This window comes from Pseudomonas paraglycinae (assembly GCF_021601625.1).
GTDB lineage: Bacteria > Pseudomonadota > Gammaproteobacteria > Pseudomonadales > Pseudomonadaceae > Aquipseudomonas > Aquipseudomonas paraglycinae.
This window is the reverse complement of record NZ_BQHR01000005.1, coordinates 74,491-101,489: the sequence shown is the minus strand read 5'-3', so window position 1 is coordinate 101,489 and position 26,999 is coordinate 74,491. Positions and strand designations below refer to the sequence as shown.

Annotated in this window: 24 protein-coding genes; 14 read left to right on the top strand and 10 right to left on the bottom strand. The window is 60.2% G+C overall.

The annotated features are described in order from the left end of the window. Window positions 1–6 precede the first annotated feature (6 nt). Window positions 7–3,855, bottom strand: coding sequence for a sensor domain-containing protein (locus tag L6D82_RS09165; RefSeq protein WP_236188797.1), 3,849 nt, complete (start codon window positions 3,853–3,855; stop codon window positions 7–9). Window positions 3,856–4,140: 285 nt separating this feature from the next. On the opposite strand from L6D82_RS09165, the gene ettA reads away from it, so the two are divergent. Beyond that, window positions 4,141–5,805: an energy-dependent translational throttle protein EttA gene (gene ettA / locus L6D82_RS09160; RefSeq protein ID WP_007950976.1), complete on the top strand. Its 1,665-nt coding sequence runs from the start codon at window positions 4,141–4,143 to the stop codon at window positions 5,803–5,805. Between the two features lie 193 nt (window positions 5,806–5,998). After that, window positions 5,999–7,336 carry an NADP-specific glutamate dehydrogenase gene (gene gdhA, locus L6D82_RS09155; protein WP_085747705.1) on the top strand — a complete coding sequence of 446 codons (1,338 nt, stop codon included), beginning with the start codon at window positions 5,999–6,001 and terminating at the stop codon, window positions 7,334–7,336. 10 nt (window positions 7,337–7,346) lie between these two features. Here the strand turns inward: gdhA and L6D82_RS09150 are convergent, their stop codons facing one another. From L6D82_RS09150 to L6D82_RS09135, 4 genes are all read right to left on the bottom strand, one after another. Continuing rightward, complete coding sequence (locus L6D82_RS09150; RefSeq protein ID WP_102716620.1) at window positions 7,347–7,841, bottom strand: GreA/GreB family elongation factor; 495 nt, start codon at window positions 7,839–7,841, stop codon at window positions 7,347–7,349. Window positions 7,842–7,911: 70 nt separating this feature from the next. Then, window positions 7,912–8,268: a hypothetical protein gene (locus L6D82_RS09145; RefSeq protein ID WP_236188795.1), complete on the bottom strand. Its 357-nt coding sequence runs from the start codon at window positions 8,266–8,268 to the stop codon at window positions 7,912–7,914. Window positions 8,269–8,352: 84 nt separating this feature from the next. Next, entirely contained in the window at window positions 8,353–10,206 is a 1,854-nt protein-coding gene (locus L6D82_RS09140; RefSeq protein WP_236188794.1) for an Lnb N-terminal periplasmic domain-containing protein, read from the bottom strand. 92 nt (window positions 10,207–10,298) lie between these two features. Continuing rightward, the gene (locus tag L6D82_RS09135; RefSeq protein ID WP_007950971.1) at window positions 10,299–10,787 is read right to left on the bottom strand and encodes a DUF3015 domain-containing protein; all 489 of its coding nucleotides are present in this window, start codon (window positions 10,785–10,787) and stop codon (window positions 10,299–10,301) included. A gap of 301 nt (window positions 10,788–11,088) precedes the next feature. Here L6D82_RS09135 and L6D82_RS09130 point away from each other — a divergent pair, with 301 nt between their 5' ends. Together L6D82_RS09130 and L6D82_RS09125 are read left to right on the top strand one after the other, a co-directional pair. Further along, the gene (locus tag L6D82_RS09130; RefSeq protein WP_236188793.1) at window positions 11,089–13,527 is read left to right on the top strand and encodes a Lon protease family protein; all 2,439 of its coding nucleotides are present in this window, start codon (window positions 11,089–11,091) and stop codon (window positions 13,525–13,527) included. A 244-nt stretch (window positions 13,528–13,771) separates the two neighbouring features. After that, window positions 13,772–14,101: a PA4575 family protein gene (locus L6D82_RS09125; protein WP_007950969.1), complete on the top strand. Its 330-nt coding sequence runs from the start codon at window positions 13,772–13,774 to the stop codon at window positions 14,099–14,101. Between the two features lie 28 nt (window positions 14,102–14,129). On the opposite strand, the gene L6D82_RS09120 is transcribed toward L6D82_RS09125, so the two are convergent. Beyond that, window positions 14,130–15,959, bottom strand: a complete 1,830-nt coding sequence (locus L6D82_RS09120) for a hypothetical protein (protein ID WP_236188792.1) — start codon at window positions 15,957–15,959, stop codon at window positions 14,130–14,132. Between the two features lie 162 nt (window positions 15,960–16,121). Here L6D82_RS09120 and L6D82_RS09115 point away from each other — a divergent pair, with 162 nt between their 5' ends. The 3 genes from L6D82_RS09115 (at window position 16,122) to L6D82_RS09105 (ending at window position 17,796) form a co-directional block, all read left to right on the top strand. Then, complete coding sequence (locus L6D82_RS09115; protein WP_007950967.1) at window positions 16,122–16,610, top strand: TIGR00645 family protein; 489 nt, start codon at window positions 16,122–16,124, stop codon at window positions 16,608–16,610. A gap of 135 nt (window positions 16,611–16,745) precedes the next feature. Beyond that, the gene (locus tag L6D82_RS09110) at window positions 16,746–17,051 is read left to right on the top strand and encodes a DUF6482 family protein (RefSeq protein ID WP_074691490.1); all 306 of its coding nucleotides are present in this window, start codon (window positions 16,746–16,748) and stop codon (window positions 17,049–17,051) included. 127 nt (window positions 17,052–17,178) lie between these two features. Then, window positions 17,179–17,796 (top strand): BamJ family beta-barrel-assembly machinery protein, encoded by a 618-nt coding sequence (locus L6D82_RS09105; RefSeq protein WP_007950965.1) that lies wholly within the window; start codon window positions 17,179–17,181, stop codon window positions 17,794–17,796. Window positions 17,797–17,845: 49 nt separating this feature from the next. On the opposite strand, the gene L6D82_RS09100 is transcribed toward L6D82_RS09105, so the two are convergent. From L6D82_RS09100 to L6D82_RS09090, 3 genes are all read right to left on the bottom strand, one after another. Then, window positions 17,846–18,103: a PA4570 family protein gene (locus L6D82_RS09100; RefSeq protein WP_007950964.1), complete on the bottom strand. Its 258-nt coding sequence runs from the start codon at window positions 18,101–18,103 to the stop codon at window positions 17,846–17,848. 207 nt (window positions 18,104–18,310) lie between these two features. Continuing rightward, window positions 18,311–18,652, bottom strand: coding sequence for a zinc ribbon domain-containing protein YjdM (locus L6D82_RS09095; protein ID WP_007950963.1), 342 nt, complete (start codon window positions 18,650–18,652; stop codon window positions 18,311–18,313). Window positions 18,653–18,776: 124 nt separating this feature from the next. After that, window positions 18,777–19,745 (bottom strand): polyprenyl synthetase family protein, encoded by a 969-nt coding sequence (locus tag L6D82_RS09090; RefSeq protein ID WP_007950962.1) that lies wholly within the window; start codon window positions 19,743–19,745, stop codon window positions 18,777–18,779. A 241-nt stretch (window positions 19,746–19,986) separates the two neighbouring features. Here L6D82_RS09090 and rplU point away from each other — a divergent pair, with 241 nt between their 5' ends. The 5 genes from rplU (at window position 19,987) to L6D82_RS09065 (ending at window position 23,736) form a co-directional block, all read left to right on the top strand. Then, on the top strand, window positions 19,987–20,298 hold the full coding sequence (rplU, locus tag L6D82_RS09085; protein WP_003228361.1) for a 50S ribosomal protein L21: 312 nt from the start codon (window positions 19,987–19,989) through the stop codon (window positions 20,296–20,298). Window positions 20,299–20,333: 35 nt separating this feature from the next. After that, complete coding sequence (rpmA, locus tag L6D82_RS09080; protein WP_003228360.1) at window positions 20,334–20,591, top strand: 50S ribosomal protein L27; 258 nt, start codon at window positions 20,334–20,336, stop codon at window positions 20,589–20,591. A 193-nt stretch (window positions 20,592–20,784) separates the two neighbouring features. Next, window positions 20,785–22,008 carry an Obg family GTPase CgtA gene (gene cgtA / locus L6D82_RS09075; RefSeq protein ID WP_102686320.1) on the top strand — a complete coding sequence of 408 codons (1,224 nt, stop codon included), beginning with the start codon at window positions 20,785–20,787 and terminating at the stop codon, window positions 22,006–22,008. 134 nt (window positions 22,009–22,142) lie between these two features. Beyond that, window positions 22,143–23,261 (top strand): glutamate 5-kinase, encoded by a 1,119-nt coding sequence (gene proB / locus L6D82_RS09070; RefSeq protein ID WP_045121906.1) that lies wholly within the window; start codon window positions 22,143–22,145, stop codon window positions 23,259–23,261. Between the two features lie 10 nt (window positions 23,262–23,271). After that, the gene (locus L6D82_RS09065; RefSeq protein ID WP_134021051.1) at window positions 23,272–23,736 is read left to right on the top strand and encodes a CreA family protein; all 465 of its coding nucleotides are present in this window, start codon (window positions 23,272–23,274) and stop codon (window positions 23,734–23,736) included. A gap of 122 nt (window positions 23,737–23,858) precedes the next feature. On the opposite strand, the gene rpsT is transcribed toward L6D82_RS09065, so the two are convergent. Next, window positions 23,859–24,131, bottom strand: coding sequence for a 30S ribosomal protein S20 (rpsT, locus tag L6D82_RS09060; protein WP_003228351.1), 273 nt, complete (start codon window positions 24,129–24,131; stop codon window positions 23,859–23,861). 252 nt (window positions 24,132–24,383) lie between these two features. Between rpsT and murJ the strand changes: the two genes are divergently transcribed. Next, window positions 24,384–25,922, top strand: a complete 1,539-nt coding sequence (gene murJ, locus L6D82_RS09055; protein WP_085747712.1) for a murein biosynthesis integral membrane protein MurJ — start codon at window positions 24,384–24,386, stop codon at window positions 25,920–25,922. A gap of 129 nt (window positions 25,923–26,051) precedes the next feature. After that, on the top strand, window positions 26,052–26,990 hold the full coding sequence (gene ribF, locus L6D82_RS09050; protein ID WP_007959537.1) for a bifunctional riboflavin kinase/FAD synthetase: 939 nt from the start codon (window positions 26,052–26,054) through the stop codon (window positions 26,988–26,990). Window positions 26,991–26,999 lie beyond the last annotated feature (9 nt).

The following is a 26,999-nucleotide window of genomic DNA, read 5'->3' as shown; positions in this document are numbered from 1 at the left end:
TGGTCTTCAGTCGAACATGAACAGCGCATCATTGCTGAACTGCGCCTCGAACCGTCCCGCCGGCATCGGCCGCCCGAACAGATAACCCTGAACCTCGTCGCAACCATGCTCGCGCAGGAAGTCCAGTTGTTCATGGGTTTCCACGCCCTCGGCGATCACCGCCAGATTCAGGCTGTGGGCCATGGCGATGATTGCCCGGGCAATCTGTGCGTCCTGTTCGCCGGACGGCAGGCCGTCGACGAAAGTGCGGTCGATCTTCAGCACGTCGATCGGGAATTGCTTGAGGTAGTTCAGCGATGAGTAACCGGTGCCGAAGTCGTCGACCGCGATGCTCAGGCCGAGGTTCTTCAGGCCGGCAAGGATCTGCATCGCCTCGCTGACTTCGCGCATCAGAATACTTTCGGTCAGCTCCAGCTCCAGGCACGCCGGCGGCAGGCCGGTTTCCTTGAGGATGGTGGCGATCCGCGTGCCGAGCTGGCCATCGGAGAACTGCCGGGCGGAAATGTTCACCGAGACCTTCGGCACGCGCACGCGACTCTGGTGCCAGGTCTTCAGCTGACGGCAGGCCTCGCTGATCACCCAGTCGCCGACGTCCACCACCAGCCCGAGTTCTTCGAGCACCGGGATGAAATCCCCCGGCGGCACCAGCCCGCGACGCGGATGACGCCAGCGCAGCAGGGCTTCGGCGCCGGTCAGGCGTTTGCCGTCGCCGCTGAACTGCGGCTGGTAATACAGCACGAATTCGTTCTGCTCCAGCGCGTGGCGCAGATCGCTTTCCAGCTCCAGACGCTCCAGCGCACTGGCGTTCATGTCGGCCTGATAGAACTGGAAGTTGTTCTTGCCGCGCTCCTTGGCGTGGTACATCGCGGTGTCGGCGTTCTTCATCAGCTGGCTGAGTTCGTTGCCGTCCTGTGGGCTCAGGGCGATGCCGATACTGGCGGTGACGAAGAACTCGCGACCTTCCAGCACGAACGGTCGCACCAGACTGGCAAGAATCTGCTCGGCCACGTGGATCGCGCGGTTCAGCGCCATCTCGCGGCTGGAGCGGTGTTGCAGCAACAGGGTGAATTCGTCGCCGCCCATCCGCGCCACGGTGTCGTCATCGTCGACGCAGGCCAGCAAGCGCGTGGCCATGTCCTTGAGCATGCGGTCGCCGGCAGCGTGGCCGAGGGAGTCGTTGATCGGTTTGAATCGGTCGAGGTCGAGGAACATCAGCACCACCCACGACTTCTGCCGTTCGGCCGATTGCAGCGCGGTGTGCAGGCGATCCTGGAACAGCGTGCGGTTCGGCAGGTGAGTCAGGGCGTCGTAGTAGGCGAGGCGGTGAATCCGCTGTTCGCTGGCCTTGCGCTCGCTGATGTCGCTGAAGAAACACACGTAACTGGCCAGATCGCCCTCGTCATCGAGCACGGCGGTGATGCCGACCCACGCCGGGTAATGCTCGCCGTTGCGGCGCTTGAGCCAGACCTCACCTTCCCAGGTGCTGTGCTGATGCAGCTGCTTGAGCACGTAGCGCAGGTGCGCGTCCTGCTGTTCGTCGACGGTCAGCATGTTCGGCAACTGGTCGAGCACTTCGCTCACCGCGTAGCCGCTGACCCGGCTGAACGCCTCGTTGGCCTGGACAATGTAACCGGCCGGGTCGGTGATCAGGATTGCCGAGGTCGAGTGCTCGAATACCGTGGCCGCCATGCGCAGGTCTTTCTCGGCGCGGCGCTGCTGGCTGATGTCGCGACCGACGCCGAGCACGCCTTCGAAGGCGCCATGTTCGTCCCACACCAGCACCAGACGCAGTTCGATCGGGATCTTGCGACCGTCGGCGCGCAGGCAGTCGAACAGGAACATCTGGGTCTGCACCTGGCTGCGCAAAATCACCAGTTGCTCGGGTTTGCCCAAGGCTTTGCTGACGCGATCCATCAGGTGATAGATGCCGCTCAATTGCTGCGGGTTGGCGATGGTCGACTGCCAGCCGTTCTGGAAAATCCATTCGGCGTCATAACCCAGCACCGCCTGCACCGACGGGCTGACGTAGTTCAGCGACAGCTGGCTGTCGGTGGAGAAAATCACGTCGCTGATGCTTTCGGCGAGCATCCGGTAGCGTTGTTCGCTGTCGCGCAACGATTCGCTGGCTTCGATCTGCTCGGTGATGTCCTTGGCCACGCCGATGATCCGCGTGACCTGATCGTGCTTGTCCCGGGCCAGCGCCTGTTCGCGAATGTCGAAGCGCCGCCACTTGCCGTCGCGATGACGGAAGCGCAGCTGGCATTGCAACAACTGGCTGTAACCGGCGTGACGCTGCATCTGCCGCGAGCGGTGGTAATAGTCGGCGTCTTCCGGGTGCAGAAGGATTTCCCAGAAGTACTCGCCCATCTGATGCAGTTCGGTGCGGTTGTAACCGAGGGTCTGGCCGAGGTGGTGGTTGCTGAAGATCATCCGCTGGCTGATCACGTCCTGCACGTACAGGTGATCCGGCACGGTGCGCACCACGTCCGACCAGAAACCTTCGCGCTCCAGCAGCGACAGTTCGATCAGTTTGCGGCTGGTGATGTCGTTGATGCTCAGGATCACGGCCTTGTAGTCGTGCTGTTCCTGCGGCAGGCGCAGCACCAGCCACAGATGCTGGTCGCGGCCATTGATGTCCGGGAGCTTGATTTCCAGTTCCAGCTGTTTCTGCTGCTGGAGTACGGCGTCGAGCACCTGATTGCCGATGGCGCACTGACTGTGCGGCTGACCGTCGATCAACAATTGCCAGGCGTGGTCGCAGGAATTGACGTTGAGCAGTTGCAACGCAACCTGGTTGACCTCGGTAACCCGCAGTTCCTGGAGCAATTGCTGGCGCTGCGCGGGCTGGTCGAGCCATGCCTTGAGCTGGTCGCTGGTCTGGATCTGGGCCTTTTCGAACAGCTGCTTGAGCCCCGAAAGATCCAGCACGCACAACGCCACGCCGGTGCCTTCGAAAATATCCTGATAACGCCGACGCCCTTCATGCACCTGACGCTGACGGCGGCGCATGTTGAGCAGTGCGATAAACGGCAGCAGCGAGAGCGCCAGGCCCAACAGGCATTTGCCGATGAACGCCGGCAGCAGTTGTTCGAGCACGTGCTGGCGGTCGAACAGGCCACGCAGTTGCCAGTCGCTGCTGCTCAGCGGCACGGTCAGCACGCTGTTGGCCAGATCGTCCGGGGTCAGGACGCTGGTGCTGCCGATGGGCATCGCTTCGTCGCGGCTGATGATCTGATGGTTGATGCGATTCTCCACCAGCCATAGAGGACGGATCCCGGTTTCGCCCTGTTTGGTCAGTGCTTTAAAAAAGGTGGGTGTCAGCCGCAGTGCCCAGTATCCGCGCGTACTGCCGCTGGCCTGATGCAACAGCAGATGCACCACCGAGCCGTCGTCGTCATTGCTGAAATAATGCGCCTGAGCGCGGCTGCGGCGTACCAGATCGCTGAGGTAATCGGCGTCTTGGCTGTCAGTCGCGCTGTCGCTGAGGATTTTTCCGGAGGGGCTGAGCAGGGCCAGGCTGCGCAGGTCGGGCAGCGACTTTTGAAGTTTGCGCAGCAGCGCCTGCTGTTCGTCGGCCGACTGCGGTTGTTCGACGATCGGTAGCAGGTTGAGGGCGATCTGCGCGTTCAACGCCATGTTCAGGCTGACCTGCGCGGCGAGGTCGGCGGTGTAGTCGATGGTGTACTGACGCTGGTTTTTCTGGGTTTCACGCAGTTGATCGAGCAGCTGCCAGAACAGCAGCGCCAGCAGCAAAAGCACCAGCGTCGCCAGCGCGCCTTTCAATGTTCCGCGCAGGGACGAGCCGGGCGCCGGTTGGGTGCTGCTCACAGAGGCTGGCGGAGTGACGTTGGACAAGCTGTAATCCTGCGGTCTGGCTGGACTGGCGCGACGTGCACTATAAGCCGGACGCCCAAGGGCGGCTAGCATGCCTTGAGTTGTGGCGAAGTGCCAGCCCCACTCGGCTGGACTGCCATCGGTCATTCAGGTAGCTTTGCCGGTTACGCGGGAGCGTTCCAGCTCCTAGACTCAGACTTTTTCAGCGCGCACGCATTGATGACCATCAAGTGAACGACGCGCATCGGTCTGGCCGGGCATCGCCTGCGCTCCAATCATTCATCTGTCACTGACCCAAGGTTCTCCATGGCTCAATACGTCTTCACCATGCATCGGCTGGGCAAAGTTGTTCCGCCGAAGCGGGAAATCCTGAAAAACATTTCGCTGTCTTTCTTCCCCGGCGCCAAGATCGGCGTACTCGGCCTCAACGGTTCGGGTAAATCCACGCTGCTGAAAATCATGGCCGGCGTCGACACCGAGTTCGAAGGCGAAGCGCGCCCGATGCCGGAACTGAACATCGGTTACCTGCCGCAAGAGCCGCAACTGGATCCGACCAAGACCGTGCGTGAAGTGGTCGAGGAAGCGGTCAGCGTGATCAAGGATGCGCAAGCGCGTCTGGACGAGGTCTACGCCGCTTACGCCGACCCGGATGCCGACTTCGACAAGCTGGCCGCCGAACAGGCCAAGCTCGAAGCGATCCTGCAGGCCAGCGACGGTCACAACCTGGAGCGCCAGCTGGAAGTCGCCGCCGATGCGCTGCGTCTGCCGGCCTGGGACGCCAAGGTCGAGCACCTGTCCGGTGGTGAAAAACGTCGTGTGGCCCTGTGCCGTCTGCTGCTGTCCGCCCCGGACATGCTGCTGCTCGACGAACCGACCAACCACCTGGACGCCGACTCCGTTGCGTGGCTCGAACACTTCCTGCACGACTTCCCGGGCACTGTGGTAGCGATCACGCACGACCGTTACTTCCTGGACAACGTCGCCGGCTGGATTCTGGAACTCGACCGCGGCGCGGGCATTCCTTACGAGGGCAACTACTCGGGTTGGCTGGAAGCCAAGTCCGATCGTCTGGCCCAGGAATCCAAGCAGCAATCGGCTCACGAAAAAGCCATGAAGGAAGAACTGGAGTGGGTGCGCAAAGGCGCCAAGGCCCGCCAGTCGAAATCCAAGGCACGTCTGCAACGCTTCGAAGAAATGCAGTCGCAGGAATTCCAGAAGCGTTCGGAAACCAACGAGATCTACATCCCGGCCGGTCCGCGCCTGGGCGACAAGGTCATCGAATTCAAGAACGTCACCAAGGGCTACGGCGATCGCGTGCTGATCGACAACCTGTCCTTCTCGATGCCGAAAGGCGCCATCGTCGGCGTGATCGGCGGTAACGGTGCCGGTAAGTCGACCCTGTTCCGCATGCTGATGGGCAAGGAAACCCCGGACTCCGGCAGCATCGAGATCGGCGAAACCGTGCAACTGGCCTGCGTTGACCAGAGCCGCGAGGACCTGGACGGCAGCAAGACCGTGTTCCAGCAGATCTCCGACGGTTCCGACCAGATCCGCATCGGCAACTACGAGATCCCGTCGCGTACCTACGTCGGTCGCTTCAACTTCAAGGGCGGCGATCAGCAGAAGTTCGTCAAGGACCTGTCCGGTGGTGAGCGCGGTCGTCTGCACCTGGCGCTGACCCTGAAGGAGGGCGGCAACGTCCTGCTGCTCGACGAACCGTCCAACGACCTCGACGTTGAAACCCTGCGTTCCCTGGAAGAAGCCCTGCTGGACTTCCCGGGCGCTGCCATTGTGATCTCTCACGATCGGTGGTTCCTTGACCGCGTCGCGACTCACATCCTGGCGTACGAAGACGACTCGCAGGCGGTGTTCTTCGAAGGCAACTACACCGAGTACGAAGCCGATCGCAAAAAGCGCCTCGGCGAAGCAGCGGCCCAGCCACACCGGGTACGCCACAAGAAGCTGGCCTGATTACGGGTTGGTTGCATGAAAAAGCGGAGCCTTCGGGCTCCGCTTTTTTTTGCCTGCAATGCAGGCTGTTTTATACCTTGTGTACTATTTGTTTTCATAAATGCGACATTTTTGTCTGTTGCTGTGTACATGTCGTTTGTTACAGTCCGGCTCAATCGCTTCCAACGACAACAAATCTGCCGAGACTTTTCCCATGATCGAATCCGTCGAATCCTTCCTCGCCCGTTTGAAAAAACGCGATCCGGATCAACCCGAATTCCACCAGGCCGTCGAAGAAGTCCTGCGCAGCTTGTGGCCGTTTCTCGAAGCCAATCCGCACTATCTGACCTCGGGGATTCTGGAGCGCATCTGCGAGCCGGAGCGGGCGGTGGTGTTCCGCGTGTCCTGGGTCGACGATCAGGGCAAGGTTCAGGTCAATCGCGGTTTCCGCATCCAGATGAACAGCGCCATCGGCCCGTACAAGGGCGGATTGCGTTTCCACCCTTCGGTGAACATGGGCGTACTGAAATTCCTCGCCTTCGAACAGACCTTCAAGAACTCCCTGACCTCGTTGCCCATGGGCGGCGGCAAGGGCGGTTCGGACTTCGATCCGAAGGGCAAGAGCGACGCCGAAGTCATGCGTTTCTGCCAGGCGTTCATGAGCGAACTGTACCGCCACATCGGTGCCGATGTGGACGTGCCGGCCGGTGATATCGGTGTCGGCGCACGAGAGATCGGTTTCCTGTTCGGCCAGTACAAACGCCTGAGCAACCAGTTCACCAGCGTGCTGACCGGAAAAGGCATGACCTATGGCGGCAGTCTGATCCGCCCGGAAGCCACCGGTTTCGGTTGCGTGTACTTCGCCGAGGAAATGCTCAAGCGCCGCGAGCAGACCGTCGAAGGCAAACGCGTGGCGATCTCCGGTTCCGGCAACGTCGCGCAATACGCGGCTCGCAAAGTGATGGACCTGGGCGGCAAGGTGATTTCCCTGTCCGACTCCGAAGGCACGCTCTATTGCGAGGCGGGCCTGAGCGAAGAACAGTGGCTGGCGCTGCTGGAACTGAAGAACGTCAAGCGCGGACGGATCAGCGAATTGGCGGCGGCATTCGGCCTGGAGTTCCGCGCCGGTCAATTGCCATGGTCGTTGCCGTGCGACATCGCGCTGCCATGCGCGACCCAGAACGAACTCGACGCGGAATCCGCCCGCACCTTGCTGCGCAACGGCTGCATCTGCGTGGCCGAAGGCGCGAACATGCCGACCACCCTCGAGGCTGTGGATCTCTTTATCGAAGCCGGCATTCTGTTCGCGCCGGGCAAGGCATCGAATGCCGGCGGCGTGGCGGTGAGCGGTCTGGAAATGTCGCAGAACGCCATGCGCCTGCTGTGGACCGGCGGCGAGGTGGACAGCAAGCTGCACGGAATCATGCAGTCGATCCACCACGCCTGCGTGCATTACGGTGAGGAAAACGGCCGGATCAACTACGTCAAAGGCGCGAACATCGCGGGCTTCGTCAAAGTCGCCGACGCGATGCTGGCGCAAGGCGTGGTTTAAGCAACGGTGCTCAAGAGCGCTCGATGCGGATCACTTCAATCAGTTGATCACCGGCCGGGCGCTGCCAAAGCACTTCATCGTTGAGCCGCGCGCCAAGCAGCGCACGGCCCAGCGGTGAAGCCCAGTTGATCAGGCCGTTGGCCGCATCGGCCTGATCCTCGCCGACCAGTTGCACCCGACGCTCGGTGTCGTGTTCGTCGGCGTAGGTCACCCAACTGCCGATCTGCACCTTGTCGTTCGACGTCGGGGCCGGCGCGACCTGAGCGCTGGCAACCCGTTGATTGAAATAACGCAAATCCCGTTCGAGATCGGCCAGCCGCTGCTTGTCGGCCTGTTCGCCCTTGGCGGACTGTTCGGCGTGCAGGGTTTGCAGTTCGGCGAGTTTCGCCTGCAACTGGGCAAGTCCTTGCGGCGTGACGTAATTGGGCTGCGTGCTGACCTGCCGTTCGACCGGCTGATCGGCTTGCGCAGCGGCATTGTCTTCGTTGACGAAGGCGCGACTCATGATGGGCTCCTGTTATAGCCGTTGGGCCATGGTCGCAGGCAAAAGGTTTCGCTGGATGTCTGGAAGCGACCTACTGTGAACGATAGGCCCGCGCTGCGCCCTGATCCTTTTCCTGCTGCCAGGCGCGCTCGCGTTCGTCCCAGTGCTCGTTGCGATACTGTTCGCGATCCTTGTTTTCCAGCATCGCCTGACACTGACGGAAGCCGTCGCTCCAGCCCTCGGCGTATTGCTTGTCCTTGAGATAGCGCGCCACGTTCTTGCGAAACTCGCCGCTGATCGAGCCGGCCGCCTGGCGACCGCTGATGCACCCGTCATCGAAACCGTCGGCGAACGCCGGTGGATAACCCTTGGCAATCAGATCTTCGTGGGTGCTCTGACAGCCGCCCAGCAACAGCAACACGCCCGCAAAAACCGCACACCGCCACATCACACTCTCCCCGGCCGTCAAACGGCTGATAGGGAAAGTCTAGAAGCGGATTCGTCGATGGGGCGTGAAAGAAAGATCAAAACCTCAGTAGTGATACCACTTCACTTCCAGCATCACCTCGGTTTCCGGCGTGGCCAGATGGCTGAACTCGCGCTGGGCGCTCAGGCGCAGGCCGAGGTTGCGCGACAGTTCCCACTGTTGGTTCAGACTCAGGCTACGGCGCACTTCACCATTGAAGAAGTAATCGCCTTTGGCCTCCAGGCTGAGATTGCCCAACGGGTTTTTCCACAGTACGCCGGTATTGAAACCGCCTGCGGGGGAAACGAACTCGGCGAAATCATTGTTGTGTTCAACGCGCACCGTACCGAGGGCGAACCCCAGCACATCGTCACCCAGCGCCCAGGTGCCGCCGCCGCCACCGTTGACGTGGCTGACCAACGTCTCGTCATCGTGCTTGCCCGGAACCCGTTCAAGACCACCGGTGACTTGCCACGACAACGGCTGCAACAGCGCGTTGCGCGGCGTCAGCGAGCGGATGGTGGCCAGATCCAGTTGCTGGAATTGCCAGTGATTGCCTTCGTACTGGCGCAGCTTCATCTGCAGGATTTCGATCTGCGCACCGAGGGGGAAACTCTCGGCGTTGTCGTTGAGGTCGTGATAGGCCATGCGCAAGCCGTACTCGCCGAATGCGCGGTCACCCCGAGTGCCGAGACCGGCCTGCCAGGTGCGCGATTCATGGCCGTCCTCGGGCAGACCCGGTTGTGGAATTTGCAGCTCCGGCGCCGGATTCTTGTTGATCGCCCGCAGCAATTCGAAACTGCGTTGCGCTCGCTGTGGATCACGCTCCTGGCCGTTGGCGCGGTAGCGCTCCAGCCGATACGCCGCGTCAACAATCAGCGCCTGGCGATCCCGGGGCAGGGCCTGGAAGGCTGGATCCTGCAATTGCTGCTGGTCGGCGCTGACTTTCAGCACCCAGTCCTGTTCTTCGCCGCTCAGGGGCTCGGCACGGCTGAGCAGTTCGCGCTCGCGGGACGGACGATATTCGATGTGCTCGACCAGCCCGGCTTCCTTCACCGCTTTGACGGTGTCGGTGGGGATCGCCGTCAGCGGGAATTGCTCGGTCAGGCGCAGGCTCGGGCGCGCCACCTGCAACAGTTCCAGCAGGCGATAGGAGCAGTTTTCATCGAAGAAGAAGTAATCGAACTGGATCTGCTTCAACTCCCACACGTGCTCGACCATTCGCGCGGTTTCGGCTTGCGTCAGATTGAGCCGGTATTCCCACAGATCGCGGTTTTCCAGGCTGCGGTATTCCGAGAGTTTTTCTTGATAGGGCACCAGCGCGAACAGCCCCGGATAACCGCCCATCAGGCCTTTCCAGGCGTACAGGATGCTGTTGTCCGAGCCTTCGATGTAGGCGCCGAAGTTGATCGCGTAGCTGAGCAGAGAAGTCTTGTCGCTTTGTACGTCAGCCTGGTCGATGCGCAGCAGGGTGTGGCCGAACATCGACGACGGGCTGTTGAGGTAGGCCGCCGGGAAAATCATCACCGCGCTGTGGGGCGAGACGTCCTTGAACCATTTCTTGAATTCGGCGCAGTCCGGCGTCGGCAGGTCGGTCAGGTTGAGTTGATCTTTCAACCAGCGGGTGCGTGCCGGGTAAACGCACTGTGCGTGTCGCTCACCGAGACTGGCCGGGGCGTACAACGCCTGCACGGTGGCGGCCAGTTCATGGTCGGGGTGTTCGTTGCCGTCAGGGGCGAGGAAGAATTTTTTGTCGCTGACGTAGCTGCGCCAGCCACCGAGTTTGGCGGTTTCGTAATGACCGAGGGAAATCCAGAAGCGGTCGTTGGCCAGTTGCTGCAAACGTTGAGGGTCGATGTGAGGCGCGGCGGACAGCGGGGCGCAGACACACAGCGCCAACCAGGCAAGGCGTTTGAGCATAAATGGCAACTTAAGTCGAAAGAAACAAAGACCCAAGGAGGGCGGGCCGAAAAAATAAAACCCGCTTCCCGAAGGAAGCGGGTGGGTCGAGCTTAAGCCTGAGTCGCGTACTTGGCCAGACGTGGGTCTGCCTTCAGAACGGCCAGGGTGTTGGTATGCACGTCTTCGGCGGTCACGTCAGCCTTGCTGAAGATCTGCTGGAAGTGCTCGTGAGTGACGGCGGCGAAGTGCGCACGGTCTTCCGGCGCCACGCCCAGTACCACGGCATAGGTCGTCAGCGCTTCGCCGTTGCCTTTTGCCATGTCTTCGGACAGCTCGTTCATCATGCCATTCATGGCAAACCAGGATTTGCCGCCATAGGTCAGCGAAGCGTTGGTGGAGCAACCGTTGGTGCCGGACGTCATGCCGAACGTGGCGTTGCCGGAGGTGCCGTTGGTGGTGGATGCCAGGAAGTGAGCCGGAGTGCCACGCTGACCTTCGAACAGCATGTTGCCCCAACCGCAATCCGGGCCGCCTGGAGCTTGCGCCATTGCGTTGATGGATACAGCGGTGAAGAGAGTACCGAGAAGAATCCGTTTCATAGCTTTGTTCTCTTTATGTGCATACCAATGGACAGGGTTCTGGCCCCCCAAGCTCTGTACGAAACAGATCAAAACGAAGCCAGTGGGCCGGTATTAGTTCCAGCCGCGCAGTTTGGAGTTTAGGCACGTTCCCGGGGTTCCGTGATTTTTTACAAAAGATTTGGTGATAACCCCGGTTTCACTGGGGCTGGGTCATGGTTGGCCGGTTGTCTATGCTTTGTCGTGTGGCGCGCCTTGCCAGTGGGGCTCGGGCAGCGCCAGAATGCCGCTATCTGCCCCGCCTGATTGTTAAGGAAGCCCGATGCCTGATCCTGTTGCTGCCAGCTTGCGTCTAGCGCCCGAAGCGCTGACCCGTCCGTTTTCCGCTGAACAGTTCAGCTTCACTACCACCAATGATCTGGAGCCCTTTCGCGGTGTGCTCGGCCAGGAACGTGCGGTCGAAGCCTTGCAGTTCGGTGTGGCCATGCCACGCCCCGGTTACAACGTATTCGTCATGGGCGAGCCCGGCACCGGCCGTTTCTCGTTCGTCAAACGCTACCTGAAGGCCGAAGGCAAACGCCTGCAGACCCCGGCGGACTGGGTCTACGTCAACAATTTCGATGAGCCGCGCGAGCCCCGCGCCCTGGAATTGCCGTCGGGCAGCGCGGGTGCCTTCATCGGCGATATCAACGGCCTGATCGATAACCTGCTGGCGACCTTTCCTGCGGTGTTCGAACACCCGTCCTACCAGCAGAAGAAGAGCGCCATCGACCGCGCCTTCAACCAGCGCTACGACAAGGCGCTGGACGTCATCGAACGTCTGGCCCTGGAAAAAGACGTCGCCCTGTACCGCGACAGCAGCAACATCGCCTTCACCCCGATGCTTGAAGGCAAGGCGCTGGACGAAGCCGAATTCGCCCAATTGCCGGAAGCCGAGCGCGAACGCTTTCACGACGATATTTCCGGCCTCGAAGAACGCCTGAACGAAGAACTCGCCAGCCTGCCGCAGTGGAAGCGCGAGTCGAGCAACCAGCTGCGTCAGCTCAACGAAGAAACCATCACCCTGGCCTTGCAGCCCTTGCTCGCACCGCTGTCGGAGAAGTACGCGGAAAACGCTGCCGTCTGCGGTTACCTGCAAGCGATGCAGGTCTATCTGCTGAAAACCGTGGTCGAGCAACTGGTCGATGACAGCAAGACCGACGCTGTCGCCCGCAAGCTGCTGGAAGAGCAATACGCCCCGAGCCTGGTGGTCGGCCATCCGGCCAGCGGCGGTGCGCCGGTGGTGTTCGAGCCGCATCCGACCTACGAAAACCTGTTCGGCCGTATCGAGTACACCACCGATCAGGGCGCGCTCTACACCACCTATCGCCAGTTGCGTCCGGGTGCACTGCACCGCGCCAACGGCGGTTTCCTGATTCTTGAAGCGGAAAAAATGCTCGGCGAGCCATTCGTATGGGATGCGCTGAAGCGCGCCCTGCAATCGCGCAAGTTGAAGATGGAATCGCCGCTGGGCGAGATGGGCCGTTTCGCCACCGTGACGCTCAACCCGCAGCACATTCCGCTGCAGGTCAAAGTGATCATCATCGGTGCCCGTCAGCTGTATTACACGTTGCAGGACCTCGATCCGGACTTCCAGGAGATGTTCCGCGTTCTGGTGGACTTCGACGAAGACATCCCGATGGTCGACGAAAGCCTGGAGCAGTTCGCCCAGTTGCTGAAAACCCGTACTTCGGAAGAAGGCATGGCGCCGCTGACCGCCGACGCGGTGGCGCGTCTGGCGACTTACAGTGCGCGTCTGGCCGAACACCAGGGGCGTTTGTCGGCGCGGATCGGCGATTTGTTCCAGCTGGTCAGCGAGGCGGATTTCATCCGGCATCTGGCCAACGATGAAATGACCGACGCCGGCCACATCGAGCGTGCCCTGAAGGCCAAGGCTACTCGTACCGGTCGGGTGTCGGCGCGGATTCTCGATGACATGCTGGCGGGGATCATTCTGATCGACACCGACGGCGCCGCAGTCGGCAAGTGCAACGGGCTGACCGTGCTCGAAGTCGGCGACTCGGCGTTTGGTGTGCCGGCGCGGATTTCCGCCACGGTGTACCCGGGCGGCAGCGGCATCGTCGACATCGAGCGCGAGGTCAACCTTGGCCAGCCGATTCACTCCAAGGGCGTGATGATCCTCACCGGGTATCTGGGCAGCCGTTACGCCCAGGAATTCCCGCTGGCGATTTCCGCGAGCATCGCGCTGGAGCAATCCTACGGCTACGTCGATGGCGACAGCGCGTCGCTGGGCGAGGCGTGCACGCTGATTTCGGCGTTGTCGAAAACCCCGCTCAAGCAGTGCTTCGCGATCACCGGCTCGATCAACCAGTTCGGTGAAGTGCAGGCGGTGGGCGGGGTCAACGAGAAGATCGAAGGCTTCTTCCGTCTCTGCGAAGCACGCGGGCTGACGGGTGAGCAGGGCGCGATCATTCCGCAGGCCAACGTCGCAACGTTGATGCTCGATGAGAAAGTACTGGCGGCGGTGCGTGCCGGGCAGTTCCACGTTTACGCGGTGCGTCAGGCCGACGAAGCGTTGAGCCTGCTGGTGGGCGAGCCGGCCGGTGCGCCGAACGAAGAGGGCGAATTCCCGGAAGGCAGCGTCAACGCGCGGGTAGTGGAGCGCCTGCGGGTGATTGCCGAGATGATCAGCGAAGAGGATCTGAAAGAAGCCGAGAAGGAACTGGCGCAGGAGGCGCTGGCCGAGGCCAAACCGGCGTAAGCCAGGCAGCCTTCAAAAAAACGGGAGCCTTGTGCTCCCGTTTTTGTTTTGTCGCGAACGTCGGCAAAAGTGCCATCACTCTGGCGTCAATATTCACACAATGACCATTCGGCGCCTTCTGGTTCTGTGCGGCTTGCGCGGCGGACTTTTCTTCTATTCTCTGCTCAAGGACATCGACAGTATCACTGGATCGAAACAGCTCTTCAGCAAGGGCTGAACACCGGCTTTACCGAGGGTCGCCGCCATGTCGCGCAACCTCTGCCTTACCCGTCAATGCCTGGGTCTCGTGACCCGTATCGAATGCGCCATCAAGCCGTTGGCCGGCGATAACGGCATGTGGACGTTGCTCTTCGCCGCCGGCATGGCCGGTGAACAACCTTCCGCCATCAAAGCCCAGGGCCCGTTTCACGGGCCGATCGCCGCCGAGTCGATTCTCGACACCATCGTTGAAAGCCTGACGATGCACGGCTATGAGCTGGCCAATGATCCACAGATCTGGTCGTTGCATCTGCAGGCGCAGTTGCGGCAGATCAACGGTGGGCGCGGACGCAGCATCGGCACCTTCGATCACTAGATCATCAGCGCCGACCCAATAGCGTCGATCAGGGCGCAGCGCCCTGGGTCTGCGCCTTGTCGAGTTTGACCTCAAAGCCGTATTGCACGGTGGCGAGGTCGGTTCGCTGATAGGTTTCCACGCGCGTCGGACGGCCGTAGAAATAATGCACGCCGAATAACGCTGGTCCTTCAGCGCTTGCGTCGTGGCTGACCGACAGAATCTGTTTCAGATAATGACCGCTGTCGTCCTTGACGAAGAATCGCCATTCGTTGGCCGGGTATCGCTTCAAATCCACCACCAGCGCGTTGTTCCTGATTTCCAGACCTTTGGGCAGGGCCTTGGCTTCGTAAGCCTGTTTGTCCACCGTGGCCAGGAACAACGGCATTGAGCCGACGGCGATCGCCGGGGTTTCCGGGAACAGGTTCAGGTCGTAGGTGATGGTCGCCTGTAGTGGATCGACCTGATACGCCTCGGGCGGCAGTTCGATCGGCTCGTCGAGTTTGCCGTTGTGCTTTTCCGTGAAGAACGTCACCGGGCTTTCGCCGGGGCTGAAGTCGTCGCCGAGCATTTCATCGTTGAAGGTTTTGCGGTGGTCGAATTCGATGCGCGCGGCGCTCGGCTCTTCAACCGACTGGCGGATATGAACGCCGCTTTTCAGCTGTTCTTCAGTCAGGGACGCGCCTTTGAGCCATTCGGGCGCCTGATCGTCGTAGACAGTGATCGGCAGGTCGAGCGGCTGCACGGTTTTTTCCGTGGTGTGCGGATCGAATTCGCGCACGGGCAGATCCAGAGCTTTGCGGGTGACGGTCGCTTCGGAAAAATCCAGCAGGCTGACTTCGAGGCTGTCGATCGGGCCGTTGAAGTACACCTTGTTGTAGTGGCGCGGATGCTGCTGTTCAAAGGCCTGTTGTTCATCGTCCAGCTTCTTTTCCAGCGCCTCGCTCCAGGCTTTTTGCTGTTGCAGGTACGCCAGCTGTTTTTGATAGAACGCCACCTGCTCGGGGTTTTCGTTGATGGCGCCGGCACGCACCAGATACTGGCCCGTCGAGTCGCGGGCCTGGACGATCAACGGATTGAGTCGGATGTTGGCGACTTCCGGGGCGAGCGGCAGCTGGTTGCTGAACTCGAGTTCGGCGTAGTGCGTGTCCAGTTTCAGCAGGGTTACGCTGAGATTGCCGTCGGAGCGGGTCTGGCCGACGTCCTTTTTATCCAGATTGAAACTGTGCAGGCGTTTCGGGGCGATGACTTCCACCTGGCCTTGCAGGCTGACCGGACGCGGCAGGTTCTTCTTGTCGACATTCAGCCCTTCGATGAACGGGTAGGTGACGGTCAGGTCATCGGGGTTGGTGACGTTGGAGCTGGACGGACTCAACTGAATGCCCGGATCGGTTTCCGACCATTCCGGCTGATAGGCGATCACCCGTTTGTTGCTCAGGGTGACCGAGTGCCACTCCACGCCATGGGGGAACAGAAAGCCGCCGGGGATGTTGAGCACGAAGGGGAACACCGGTTGCAGATCGGTGAGGTAATCGGAGCTGGAATCCTTGTGCAGCACGAACAGGCCATTGATGAACGTGTCGACCAGCGCCTGGGGTGTCGGGTAATGCCGGAGTACGCCGAGGGCGTCTTCGCCGTATTCGGTCCGGGTCGGTTTGTTGTCGAGCTTCTGTTTGGCGCGTTCGAGCAACAGCAGCGAGCCGCCGAGTTCGGTTACGGCGTCCTTGAGTTTGGGGTCGGTGATGGCGTCCAGCGACTGCTCGAACTGCGCAGTCTTTTCTTCGAGACTGACGGCGGGTTTTTCATCGCCGGGCGAACACCCGCCAAGCAACAGGGCGAAACAAATTCCGGCAGTCGATATCGGCAATCGCACATCCATTTCCAGTCTTCCTGTGCACTGTCGCTGGGCTGTCAATGGTTTGGACACTAGCAGAAAAACTTTGACACACACACGCAGGTGGCGGATTTCCGGGCGGTTTCTGGCTGTCATGGGCGGCTGGTATACTCGCCGCCGATTTCAACCCTTCTTGTGTGAGAGTCAATGGAACGCTTTATCGAAAATGCAATGTACGCCACGCGCTGGCTGCTGGCGCCGATCTACATCGGGCTGTCCCTCGGGCTGCTGGCGCTGGCATTGAAATTCTTCCAGGAAGTGTTTCATGTCATTCCCAACGTCTTCTCCATGGCCGAGTCCGAGCTGATTCTGGTGTTGCTGTCGCTGATCGACATGGCGCTGGTTGGCGGCTTGCTGGTGATGGTGATGATTTCCGGCTACGAAAACTTCGTGTCCGAGCTGAACATCGATGAAGGCAAAGAGAAGCTCAGCTGGCTGGGCACCATGGACTCCTCGTCGCTGAAGATGAAAGTGGCGGCGTCGATCGTGGCGATCTCCTCGATCCACCTGCTGCGGATCTTCATGGATGCCAAGAACGTCGATCCCGAGCACCTGATGTGGTACGTGATCATCCACATGACCTTCGTGATCTCGGCGTTTGCCATGGGTTATCTGGACAAGCTCACCAAGCACTGATGAGCTGACGATTGCTGTAACAAAACCGCCCGTCTGTTGCGAAACAGACGGGCGGTGTCGTTTGTGGCTTGTGCTTTGATCGGCCAAGGCCTATCCCTGTAGGTCTCAAGGCTCGCCACCGCGTGAGGTGCGTTTATGAACCTGCAAGAGTTGAATGCGTTTGCCGTCGCCAGAAAGGTCGACGAACTGAACCTGATCTCCATGGAAGGCGGGATCTATCTGCTGGAGGCCCGGATGCATGGTGCGGCGTATCCGCTGAGCGATCCGCAGGGGAAAATGCTGACGCTGCGTTCGGTTGAACATGCCCGGGATGTGCTGCATAACTTGCCGGTACTGCCGTTCAACCTGGTGCACACCTCGGTGCACGATGAAATGTGCGGTCTTGGTGCCAGTGGCGAAGAAAGCCTGAAGGTGCCGCTGGCCTGGCGATCCGCGCTGTAGGCCCCCGGGGCCTGATCAATGCCGGAACATCTGTGCTAGTCTGCTCGCCCTTTTGGTTCCGGGCGCGCCGGGACGCGCTGTGTACGCACGGCATGTCCTGAGGCCGTCCGCACAGCGGAGCAGTGTCATGTCCGAAGTAAATCTGTCCACCGACGAAACCCGCGTCAGCTACGGTATCGGCCGTCAGCTGGGTGACCAGCTGCGCGACAACCCGCCACCGGGTGTCAGCCTGGACGCCATCCTGGCCGGCCTGACCGACGCCTTCGCCGGTAAGGAAAGCCGTGTAAGCCAGGAAGCCATGTCCGCCAGCTTCAAGGTGATCCGCGAGATCATGCAAGCCGAAGCCGCTGCCAAGGCTGAAGCCGCCGCTGGCGAAGGCCTGGCATTTTTGGCTGAAAACGCCAAGAAAGAAGGCATCACCACGCTGGCTTCCGGCCTGCAGTTCGAAGTGCTGACTCAAGGTGAAGGCGCCAAGCCATCCCGTGAAGACACCGTGCGTACTCACTACCACGGCACGCTGATCGACGGCACTGTGTTCGACAGCTCCTATGAGCGTGGCCAGCCGGCTGAATTCCCGGTCGGTGGCGTTATCGCTGGCTGGACCGAAGCCCTGCAACTGATGAATGCCGGCAGCAAATGGCGTCTGTACGTGCCGAGCGAACTGGCTTACGGCGCTCAAGGCGTTGGCAGCATCCCGCCGCACAGCGTTCTGGTGTTCGACGTCGAGCTGCTCGACGTTCTGTAATCCCGTTACCCTGCACAAGCGTGGCTTGTGCAGGGTTTCTCCGCCGATCTCATACTTCGATCTTGTTGTGCAGTTCACTGGTCGGGCGCAAGGCCCGGGCATAGCAGAACAGGAACAGATTGCGCACCAGCTCCTTGAGCACCAAGGGCTCGCTGGAACTCAGGCCGCTGACGTCCAGATCCCCTTGATCCTGCAACTCGTGCAGGGCTTCTTCTTCCAGTACGGCGCAGACTTCACCGGTTTCCCGATGCAGGATCCTGAGGTACGGGTGCGGGCGATCCAGCCAGGCGTCGATCAAATAAGTCATGGGTCTCATCTCCATTGAAAGGGTTTCAATGAGAATAATTCTTATTCGTCAAATAGCAAGCGCCTATTGGCGGTTTGTGATTTTTTGCGGGTAAAGATTGCGTAAGGTCAAAACGGCTGGCGTTTGGCTATCGCGAGGATTTGATGGGGATTGCGGGGGAGGGCGAAGCTCCATCCCACGGCGGGCGCGGGATGGAAGACAGCAGAATCAGACTTTTCTGACGAATTCGGATTTGAGTTTCATCGGGCCGATGCCGTCGATCTTGCAGTCGATGTCGTGGTCGCCATCGCACAGGCGGATGTTCTTGACCTTGGTGCCGACCTTGACCACCAGCGAGGTGCCCTTGACCTTCAGGTCCTTGATCACGGTGATGGTGTCGCCGTCCTGCAGGACGTTACCGACCGAATCTTTTTTCACGGCATCGTCGGATGCCACTTCGGCTTCACCGCCGGCAGACCACTCGTGGGCGCACTCCGGGCACACCAGTTGGGTGCCGTCTTCATAGGTGTATTCGGAATTGCATTTCGGGCAGGGTGGCAACGTGCTCACTAAGGCTCCTTGGAGAGGGGATCGCTAAAAGTCGCACATTGTATAGGGTTTTAGCCGCTGATGGCAGGCAACAAAAAACCGCAGGCTCCAACGGAGGCTGCGGTTTTTTATGATGCGGCGTTGATCAGTGCGTGCGGGCGACCGCGAATTCGCTCAGCTCAACCAGTGCATCGCGGTATTCGCTGGCTGGCAGTGCGTCGAGGCATTTGATCGCACGGGCCACGTAGTCACGGGCCAGTTGCGCGGTGTATTCCAGCGAACCGGACGCTTCCACGGCAATGCGGATGCTTTCCAGGTCTTCGATCCCGCCTTTCTGGATCGCCTGGCGTACCAGTGCGGCTTGTTCTGGCGTGCCTTCGCGCATGGTATAGATCAGCGGCAGGGTCGGCTTGCCTTCGGCCAGATCGTCACCGACGTTCTTGCCCAGGGTTTCGGCGTCGCCTTTGTAGTCGAGCAGGTCGTCGACCAGTTGGAACGCCACGCCCAGGTGGTCACCGAAGGTGCGCAGGGCTTCGCTCTGCTCGGCGGTGGCACCGGCCAGCGCAGCGGCGCTGTGGGTCGAAGCCTCGAACAGCATCGCGGTCTTGCCGCGGATCACTTCCATGTAGGTTTCTTCGGTGGTGCTGGCGTCGCGAACCTTGGACAGCTGCAGCACTTCGCCTTCGGCGATGATGCGCGTGGCCTGGGACAGGATCTTCATTACCGGCATCGAGCCCAGTTCGACCATCATCTCGAACGAGCGCGAGTACAGGAAGTCGCCGACCAGTACGCTCGGGGCGTTGCCCCACATGGCGTTGGCGGTCGAACGGCCACGGCGCATGCCGGACATGTCGACCACGTCGTCATGCAGCAGGGTGGCGGTGTGCAGGAATTCGATGGTGGCGGCCAGCAGGCGCATGTCGTCGCCTTCGCGACCCAGGGCCTTGCCACACAGCAGCACCAATAAAGGACGCAGGCGTTTGCCGCCGGCCGACGTGATGTAATCGCCGATTTTCGATACCAGCGGCACTCGGGAAGTCAGCTGCTTCTTGATGATGCCGTCGACGGCGCTAAAATCGTCCGCCACCGCGCGGTAGAAAGCTTGGGGTTGCATCAGCGACAGGTGCTCCAGAAGGGTTGCGCGGCATGCTAGGACCCACGTCCGGGCCTGTCAAGGCGCGATGGACGGCCCCTTGCACGACTTCGAAGGCTTGCGTACAATCGCGCACCCTGAACTTCCTGGGCAGCACCTGCCTTACGCAATTGCACTTGGGCCGTTCCAGCCCCATGCAGCCATGCCAGCCAATACCTCTTCTTATAAAGAGCTGGGTGAGCAGGATTATCGGAGAAATACCATGTACGCAGTAATCGTTACCGGCGGTAAGCAATACAAGGTCGCTGAAGGTGAATACCTGAAGATCGAAAAACTGGAAGTCGCCACTGGCGAATCCGTGACTTTTGACCGCGTTCTGTTGGTCGCCAATGGCGACGACGTGAACATCGGCGCACCTGTTGTTGCTGGCGCAACCGTCAAGGCTGAAGTGATCTCCCAAGGTCGTCACGATAAAGTCCGCATCATCAAGTTCCGTCGCCGTAAGCACCACATGAAGCGTATGGGCCACCGCCAGTGGTTCACCGAGATCAAAATCACCGGTATTCAGGCTTAATTACAGCCTAATTCCTCACTAGGAGAATTGAACTCATGGCACACAAAAAAGCTGGTGGTAGTACCCGTAACGGTCGCGACTCAGAAGCCAAACGCCTTGGCGTGAAGATGTATGGCGGCCAGGTCATCAAGGCCGGCAACATCATCGTGCGTCAGCGCGGCACCCAATTCCACGCTGGCTACGGCGTTGGCATGGGTAAGGATCACACCCTCTTCGCGAAAATCGAAGGCGTGATCAAGTTTGAAGTAAAAGGCGCCTTCGGTCGTCGTTACGTGAGCGTTGTCGCAGCCTAACTGCGAGAGTGCTGGAGAAGCCCTGTCTTGCGACGGGGCTTTTTCGTTTGTGGGGTGAGTCTCTTGCAAAGCTGTTTGTATGGGCTGCCGGCGTGCGATGCAGGTCGTGGATTGGGGTCGCTGCGCTCATTTTTGCAAGAGTCTTATGTCTTGATTGTTTTTCGGCTCGTCCGTACGGCGAGAGGCGTTGGTTATGAAGTTTGTTGATGAAGTATCGATCCGCGTAAAGGCTGGCGACGGCGGCAATGGCTGCATGAGTTTCCGTCGGGAAAAATTCATTGAAAACGGCGGTCCGAACGGTGGTGATGGCGGTGACGGCGGTTCCATCTACATGATGGCCGACGAAAACCTCAACACCCTGGTGGACTACCGTTACACCCGGCACTTCGATGCCGAGCGTGGCTCCAACGGCGGCAGCACCGACTGCACCGGCAAGAAGGGTGAAGACCTGATCCTGCGCGTGCCGGTCGGCACCACCGTGATCGACTCTGCTACCCAGGAAGTCATTGGCGACCTGACCAAGGCTGGTCAGAAGCTGATGGTGGTTCAGGGTGGCTGGCACGGTCTGGGTAATACCCGTTTCAAATCCAGTACCAACCGTGCGCCGCGCCAGACCACGCCGGGCAAGCCGGGCGAGCAGCGCGACCTGAAACTGGAAATGAAGGTTCTGGCCGACGTTGGCCTGCTGGGCCTGCCGAACGCCGGTAAAAGTACCTTTATCCGTTCGGTATCGGCTGCCAAGCCGAAAGTCGCCGATTACCCGTTCACCACACTGGTGCCGAACCTGGGTGTGGTCAGCGTCGACCGCTGGAAAAGCTTCGTCATTGCCGACATCCCGGGGCTGATCGAAGGCGCTTCCGACGGTGCCGGTCTGGGCATTCGTTTCCTCAAGCACCTGGCGCGTACCCGTCTGTTGCTGCACCTCGTGGATATGGCGCCGCTGGACGACAGCAGTGCGCCGGACGCCGCTGAAGTGATCGTCAACGAGTTGATCAAGTTCAGCCCGTCGCTGGCCGAGCGTGATCGCTGGCTGGTGCTGAACAAGTGCGACCAGATCCTCGAAGAAGAGCACGAGGAGCGGGTCAAGGAAGTGGTCGAGCGTCTGCAGTGGGAAGGTCCGGTCTATGTGATCTCTGCCATCGCCAAAGAAGGTACCGAGCGCCTGACGCGCGATATCATGCGCTACCTGGAGGATCGTGCCGATCGTTTGGCCAATGACCCGGCCTACAAGGAAGAACTGGCCGATCTCGATCAGCGCATCGAAGACGAAGCCCGTGCTCAGTTGCAGGCGCTGGACGACAAGCGTGCCCTGCGTCGCAGCGGCGTGAAGTCGGTCCACGACATTGGCGACGATGACTGGGACGAAGAAGATGTGGATGACGAAGACGGTCCGGAAATCATTTACGTGCGTGACTGATTCGTTGCAGTAAACTTAAGCGCCGCTCAATCGAGCGGCGTTTTAGTATCTGGAAATCGGTTGGTCACGAATAACCACGAATAACGTCACGGGCAGCGCTGGGTCGCGTTGCCCTCAAGCTAAGGTTGAAGATGATGCGGAGCAAGGTGACAGGTGCGCAGCGTTGGGTCGTGAAGATCGGCAGCGCTTTGCTGACGGCGGATGGCAAAGGGCTGGATCGCGCGGCAATGGGTGTCTGGGTCGAGCAGATGGTGGCTTTGCACGAGGCCGGCGTCGAGCTGGTGCTGGTGTCCTCCGGGGCAGTGGCGGCGGGCATGAGTCGCTTGGGCTGGACCGCTCGACCCAGCGCGATGCACGAGCTCCAGGCCGCTGCCGCAATCGGCCAGATGGGCTTGGTGCAGGCCTGGGAATCGAGCTTTGCCGAGCACGGTCGGCACACTGCGCAGATTCTGCTGACCCATGACGACCTGTCCGACCGCAAGCGCTACCTGAATGCCCGCAGCACCTTGCGCGCGCTGGTCGAGCTGAAAGTCATCCCGGTGATCAATGAAAATGACACCGTGGTCACCGACGAAATCCGTTTCGGCGACAACGATACGCTCGCGGCGCTGGTGGCCAACCTGGTCGAGGCCGATCTGCTGGTGATCCTGACGGATCGCGACGGCATGTTCGACGCCGATCCGCGCAATAACCCTGACGCCCAACTGATTTACGAAGCGCGCGCCGATGATCCGACGCTGGATGCGGTGGCGGGCGGTACTGGTGGTGCATTGGGTCGTGGCGGCATGCAGACCAAGCTGCGCGCGGCGCGGCTGGCGGCACGTTCCGGCGCGCATACCATCATTGTTGGTGGGCGTCTGGAGCGCGTGCTTGATCGTCTGAAGGCGGGTGAGCGCATTGGTACGTTGCTGTCGCCTGAGCGCGGTATGCTCGCGGCGCGCAAGCAGTGGCTGGCCGGACATCTGCAAACCCGTGGCACGCTGGTGTTGGATGATGGTGCGGTTTCCGCGTTGTCCCAGGGTAACAAAAGCTTGCTGCCGGTTGGTGTCAAACTGGTTCAGGGCAGTTTTCGTCGCGGCGAAATGGTGGTTTGCGTGGCACCGGACGGTCGTGAGATCGCCCGTGGCCTGGCCAACTACAGCGCGCTGGAAGCGCAAAAAATCATCGGTCAGTCGTCTGATGCGATTGTCGGTTTACTGGGTTACATGGCTGAGCCGGAACTGGTTCACCGTGACAACCTGATTCTGGTGTAAGGAAAACGCGATGCGCATGGCAAAAGGATTGTTGGGCTTGTTGGTGGCGCTGCCATTGCTGGCCTCGGCCGAGGAAATCGGTCAGGTATCGACGGTGTTCAAATTTGTCGGGCCCAACGACCGGATCGTGGTCGAGGCATTCGATGATCCGAAGGTTGAAGGTGTGACTTGCTACCTGTCGCGCGCCAAGACGGGTGGTGTGAAGGGTGGGTTGGGTCTGGCCGAGGATCGTGCCGAGGCGTCCATTGCTTGTCGTCAGGTCGGACCGATCAACTTCAAGGGTGAGTTGAAGGATGGCGAAGAGGTGTTCAAGGAGCGCACTTCGCTGGTGTTCAAGACCATGCAAGTGGTGCGATTCCTCGACAAGAAGCGCAATACGCTGGTGTATCTGGTCTACAGCGATCGTCTGATCGAGGGTAGCCCGCAGAATGCGGTGACGGCGATCCCGATTTTGCCGTGGGCGTCGACTCATTAATCGCACGTAAAAAAAAGGAGCCGGTTGGCTCCTCTTTTTTTGCCTGTGATTTGCTGAAATCAGAGCAAATCGCAGGCAATAAAAAACCGACCCTGAGGTCGGTTTTTTAATGACTACGTCGATTAGGCAGCTTCTTTCAGTGCCTTGACGTGGCCATTCAGGCGGCTCTTATGGCGAGCAGCCTTGTTCTTGTGGATGATGCCTTTATCGGCCATACGGTCGATAACTGGCACAGCCAGAACGTATGCAGCTTGAGCTTTTTCAGCGTCTTTTGCGTCGATGGCTTTAACTACATTCTTGATGTAGGTACGAACCATGGAACGCAGGCTGGCGTTGTGGCTGCGACGCTTCTCAGCCTGTTTTGCACGTTTTTTGGCGGAAGGTGAGTTGGCCACCGTCGAGCTCCTCGAAAGACTTTTTAGGAAATAGCAAACAAAATAGGCCGCGAATCATGCCGATGAAGAGATGTCTTGTCAAGGGCGCTTGAGACGTTCCGCTAAGTGGTAGGTATAAAGAGGCGGGATATTTATTTCCGGCGCTTGACCTGTAAACTCGCGAGCTTTGGCTCTGTGCTGTTGCGGCGCGGAGTATCGCACAAGTGGGCGCGTTATTCGCCTGCTGTTTATCGACAGGCACACATTCCTTCAATGAATCTGCTCAAATCGTTGGCCGCCGTCAGCTCTATCACGATGCTTTCCCGGATTCTCGGGTTTGTTCGCGACACGCTCATCGCCCGTACCTTCGGCGCCGGAATGGCGACCGACGCCTTCTTCATCGCCTTCAAACTGCCCAATCTGCTGCGCAGGATCTTCGCCGAGGGGGCGTTTTCCCAGGCTTTTGTGCCGATCCTGGCCGAATATAAAAACCAGAAGGGCGAAGAGGCAACTCGCACCTTTATTGCGTACGTTTCCGGCCTGCTGACGCTGGTACTGGCGCTGGTCACCGCGCTCGGCATGATCGCCGCGCCCTGGGTGATCTGGGCCACGGCGCCGGGTTTCACCGATACGCCGGAAAAATTCCAGCTGACCACCGACCTGCTGCGAGTGACCTTCCCCTATATATTGCTGATCTCCCTGTCTTCACTGGCGGGTGCGATCCTCAATACCTGGAACCGTTTCTCGGTGCCGGCATTCGTGCCGACCCTGCTCAACGTCAGCATGATCGTGTTTTCGCTGTTCCTGACGCCGTACTTCGATCCACCGGTCATGGCCCTCGGCTGGGCAGTGCTGGTTGGTGGTCTGGCGCAGTTGCTCTATCAACTGCCGCACCTGAAAAAGATCGGCATGCTGGTGCTGCCGCGCCTGAATCTGCGTGATACCGGCGTCTGGCGGGTGATGAAACAGATGCTGCCGGCGATCATCGGCGTCTCGGTCAGCCAGATTTCCCTGATCATCAACACCATTTTCGCCTCGTTCCTGGTGGCGGGTTCGGTGTCGTGGATGTATTACGCCGACCGTTTGATGGAACTGCCGTCCGGTGTGCTGGGTGTGGCGTTGGGCACGATTCTGCTGCCGACCTTGGCCAAGACCTACGCCAGCAAGGATCGCCACGAATATTCGCGGATTCTCGACTGGGGCCTGCGCCTGTGCTTCGTGCTGGTGCTGCCGTGTGCGCTGGCGCTGGGGATTCTGGCCGAGCCGTTGACGGTTTCGCTGTTCCAGTACGGCCAGTTCAGCGGTTTTGACGCGGAAATGACGCAGCGGGCGCTGATTGCCTATTCTGTCGGTCTGCTCGGGATTATCGTGATCAAAGTGCTGGCGCCGGGCTTTTATGCGCAACAAAACATCCGTACGCCGGTAAAAATCGCAATCTTCACCCTGGTGGTTACTCAACTGTTCAACCTGGTGCTGATCGGTCCGCTGGCCCATGCCGGTCTGGCGTTGGCGATCAGCGCCGGTGCCTGCCTGAATGCCGGGCTGCTGTTCTATCAATTGCGCAAACAGCAGATGTATCAACCGCAGCCGGGCTGGTTGAAGTTCGGTTTCAAGCTTGTGGTTGCGGTGGCGGTGATGTCGGCGGTGCTGTTGATCGGCATGCATTTCATGCCCGCTTGGGATCAGGGCCACATGTTGGAGCGCTTCCTGCGCCTGGGCGCGTTGGTGGTTGCCGGCGTGGTCGCTTATTTCGGTATGTTGCTGCTGCTTGGTTTCCGCCTGCGCGACTTCAATCGCAAGGCGTTGAACTGAGGTTTCACCCTTGAAAGACGGGCGCGAGCCGGCAGTTTTGTCGGCTCGATCACTTTGGGTTACGGTGTTGCCTGTCGTCGGCCGTCGGGTGTGGTTATAATCGGCCACTTTATGAGCAAGAAGCGCGTTATGCAGCTGGTTCGAGGCCTCCACAATCTGCGCCCCCAGCATCGGGGCTGCGTCGCCACTATTGGCAACTTTGACGGTGTTCACCGTGGTCACCAGGCCATTCTGGCCCGACTGCGTGAGCGTGCGCTCGAGTTGGGCGTACCCAGCTGCGTGGTGATTTTCGAGCCGCAGCCACGGGAATTCTTTGCCCCGGAGACCGCGCCGGCGCGTCTGGCCCGGTTGCGCGACAAGCTGCAACTGCTGGCCGCCGAAGGCGTCGACCGGGTCTTGTGCCTGGCCTTCAACCAGCGCCTGAGCAAACTCAGCGCCAGCGAGTTCGTCGATACCATCCTGGTCGATGGCCTCGGCGTGCAGCATCTGGAGGTCGGTGACGATTTCCGCTTCGGTTGCGACCGTCTCGGTGATTTTGATTTCCTGTTGCAGGCCGGGCAGGTTCACGGTTTTACCGTGGAAGCCGCGCAAACCGTCGAGCTGGACGGCATTCGTGTCAGCAGCACCCAGGTGCGCAACGCGTTGGCCGCCGCCGATTTCGCGTTGGCCGAACGCCTGCTGGGTCGCCCGTACCGGATTGCCGGTCGCGTGCTGCATGGCCAGAAACTGGCCCGTCAACTGGGTACGCCCACGGCGAATATTCAACTGAAACGCCGTCGCGTGCCGTTCACCGGGGTTTACCTGGTCGACGTCGACATCGACGGCAAGACCTGGCCCGGCGTCGCCAATATCGGCGTGCGGCCCACGGTCCAAGGTGATGGCAAGGCCCACCTTGAAGTCCATCTTTTAGATTTTGCCGGCGATCTGTATGACCGGCGTTTGACGGTGGTTTTCCACCAGAAGCTGCGTGAAGAGCAGCGTTTCGCCTCCCTGGAGGCATTGAAAACGGCGATCAGCGCGGATGTCGCCGCCGCCCGTGCACTAGCCGCACCTAGCGCCCATCGCTAATGAAGAGCC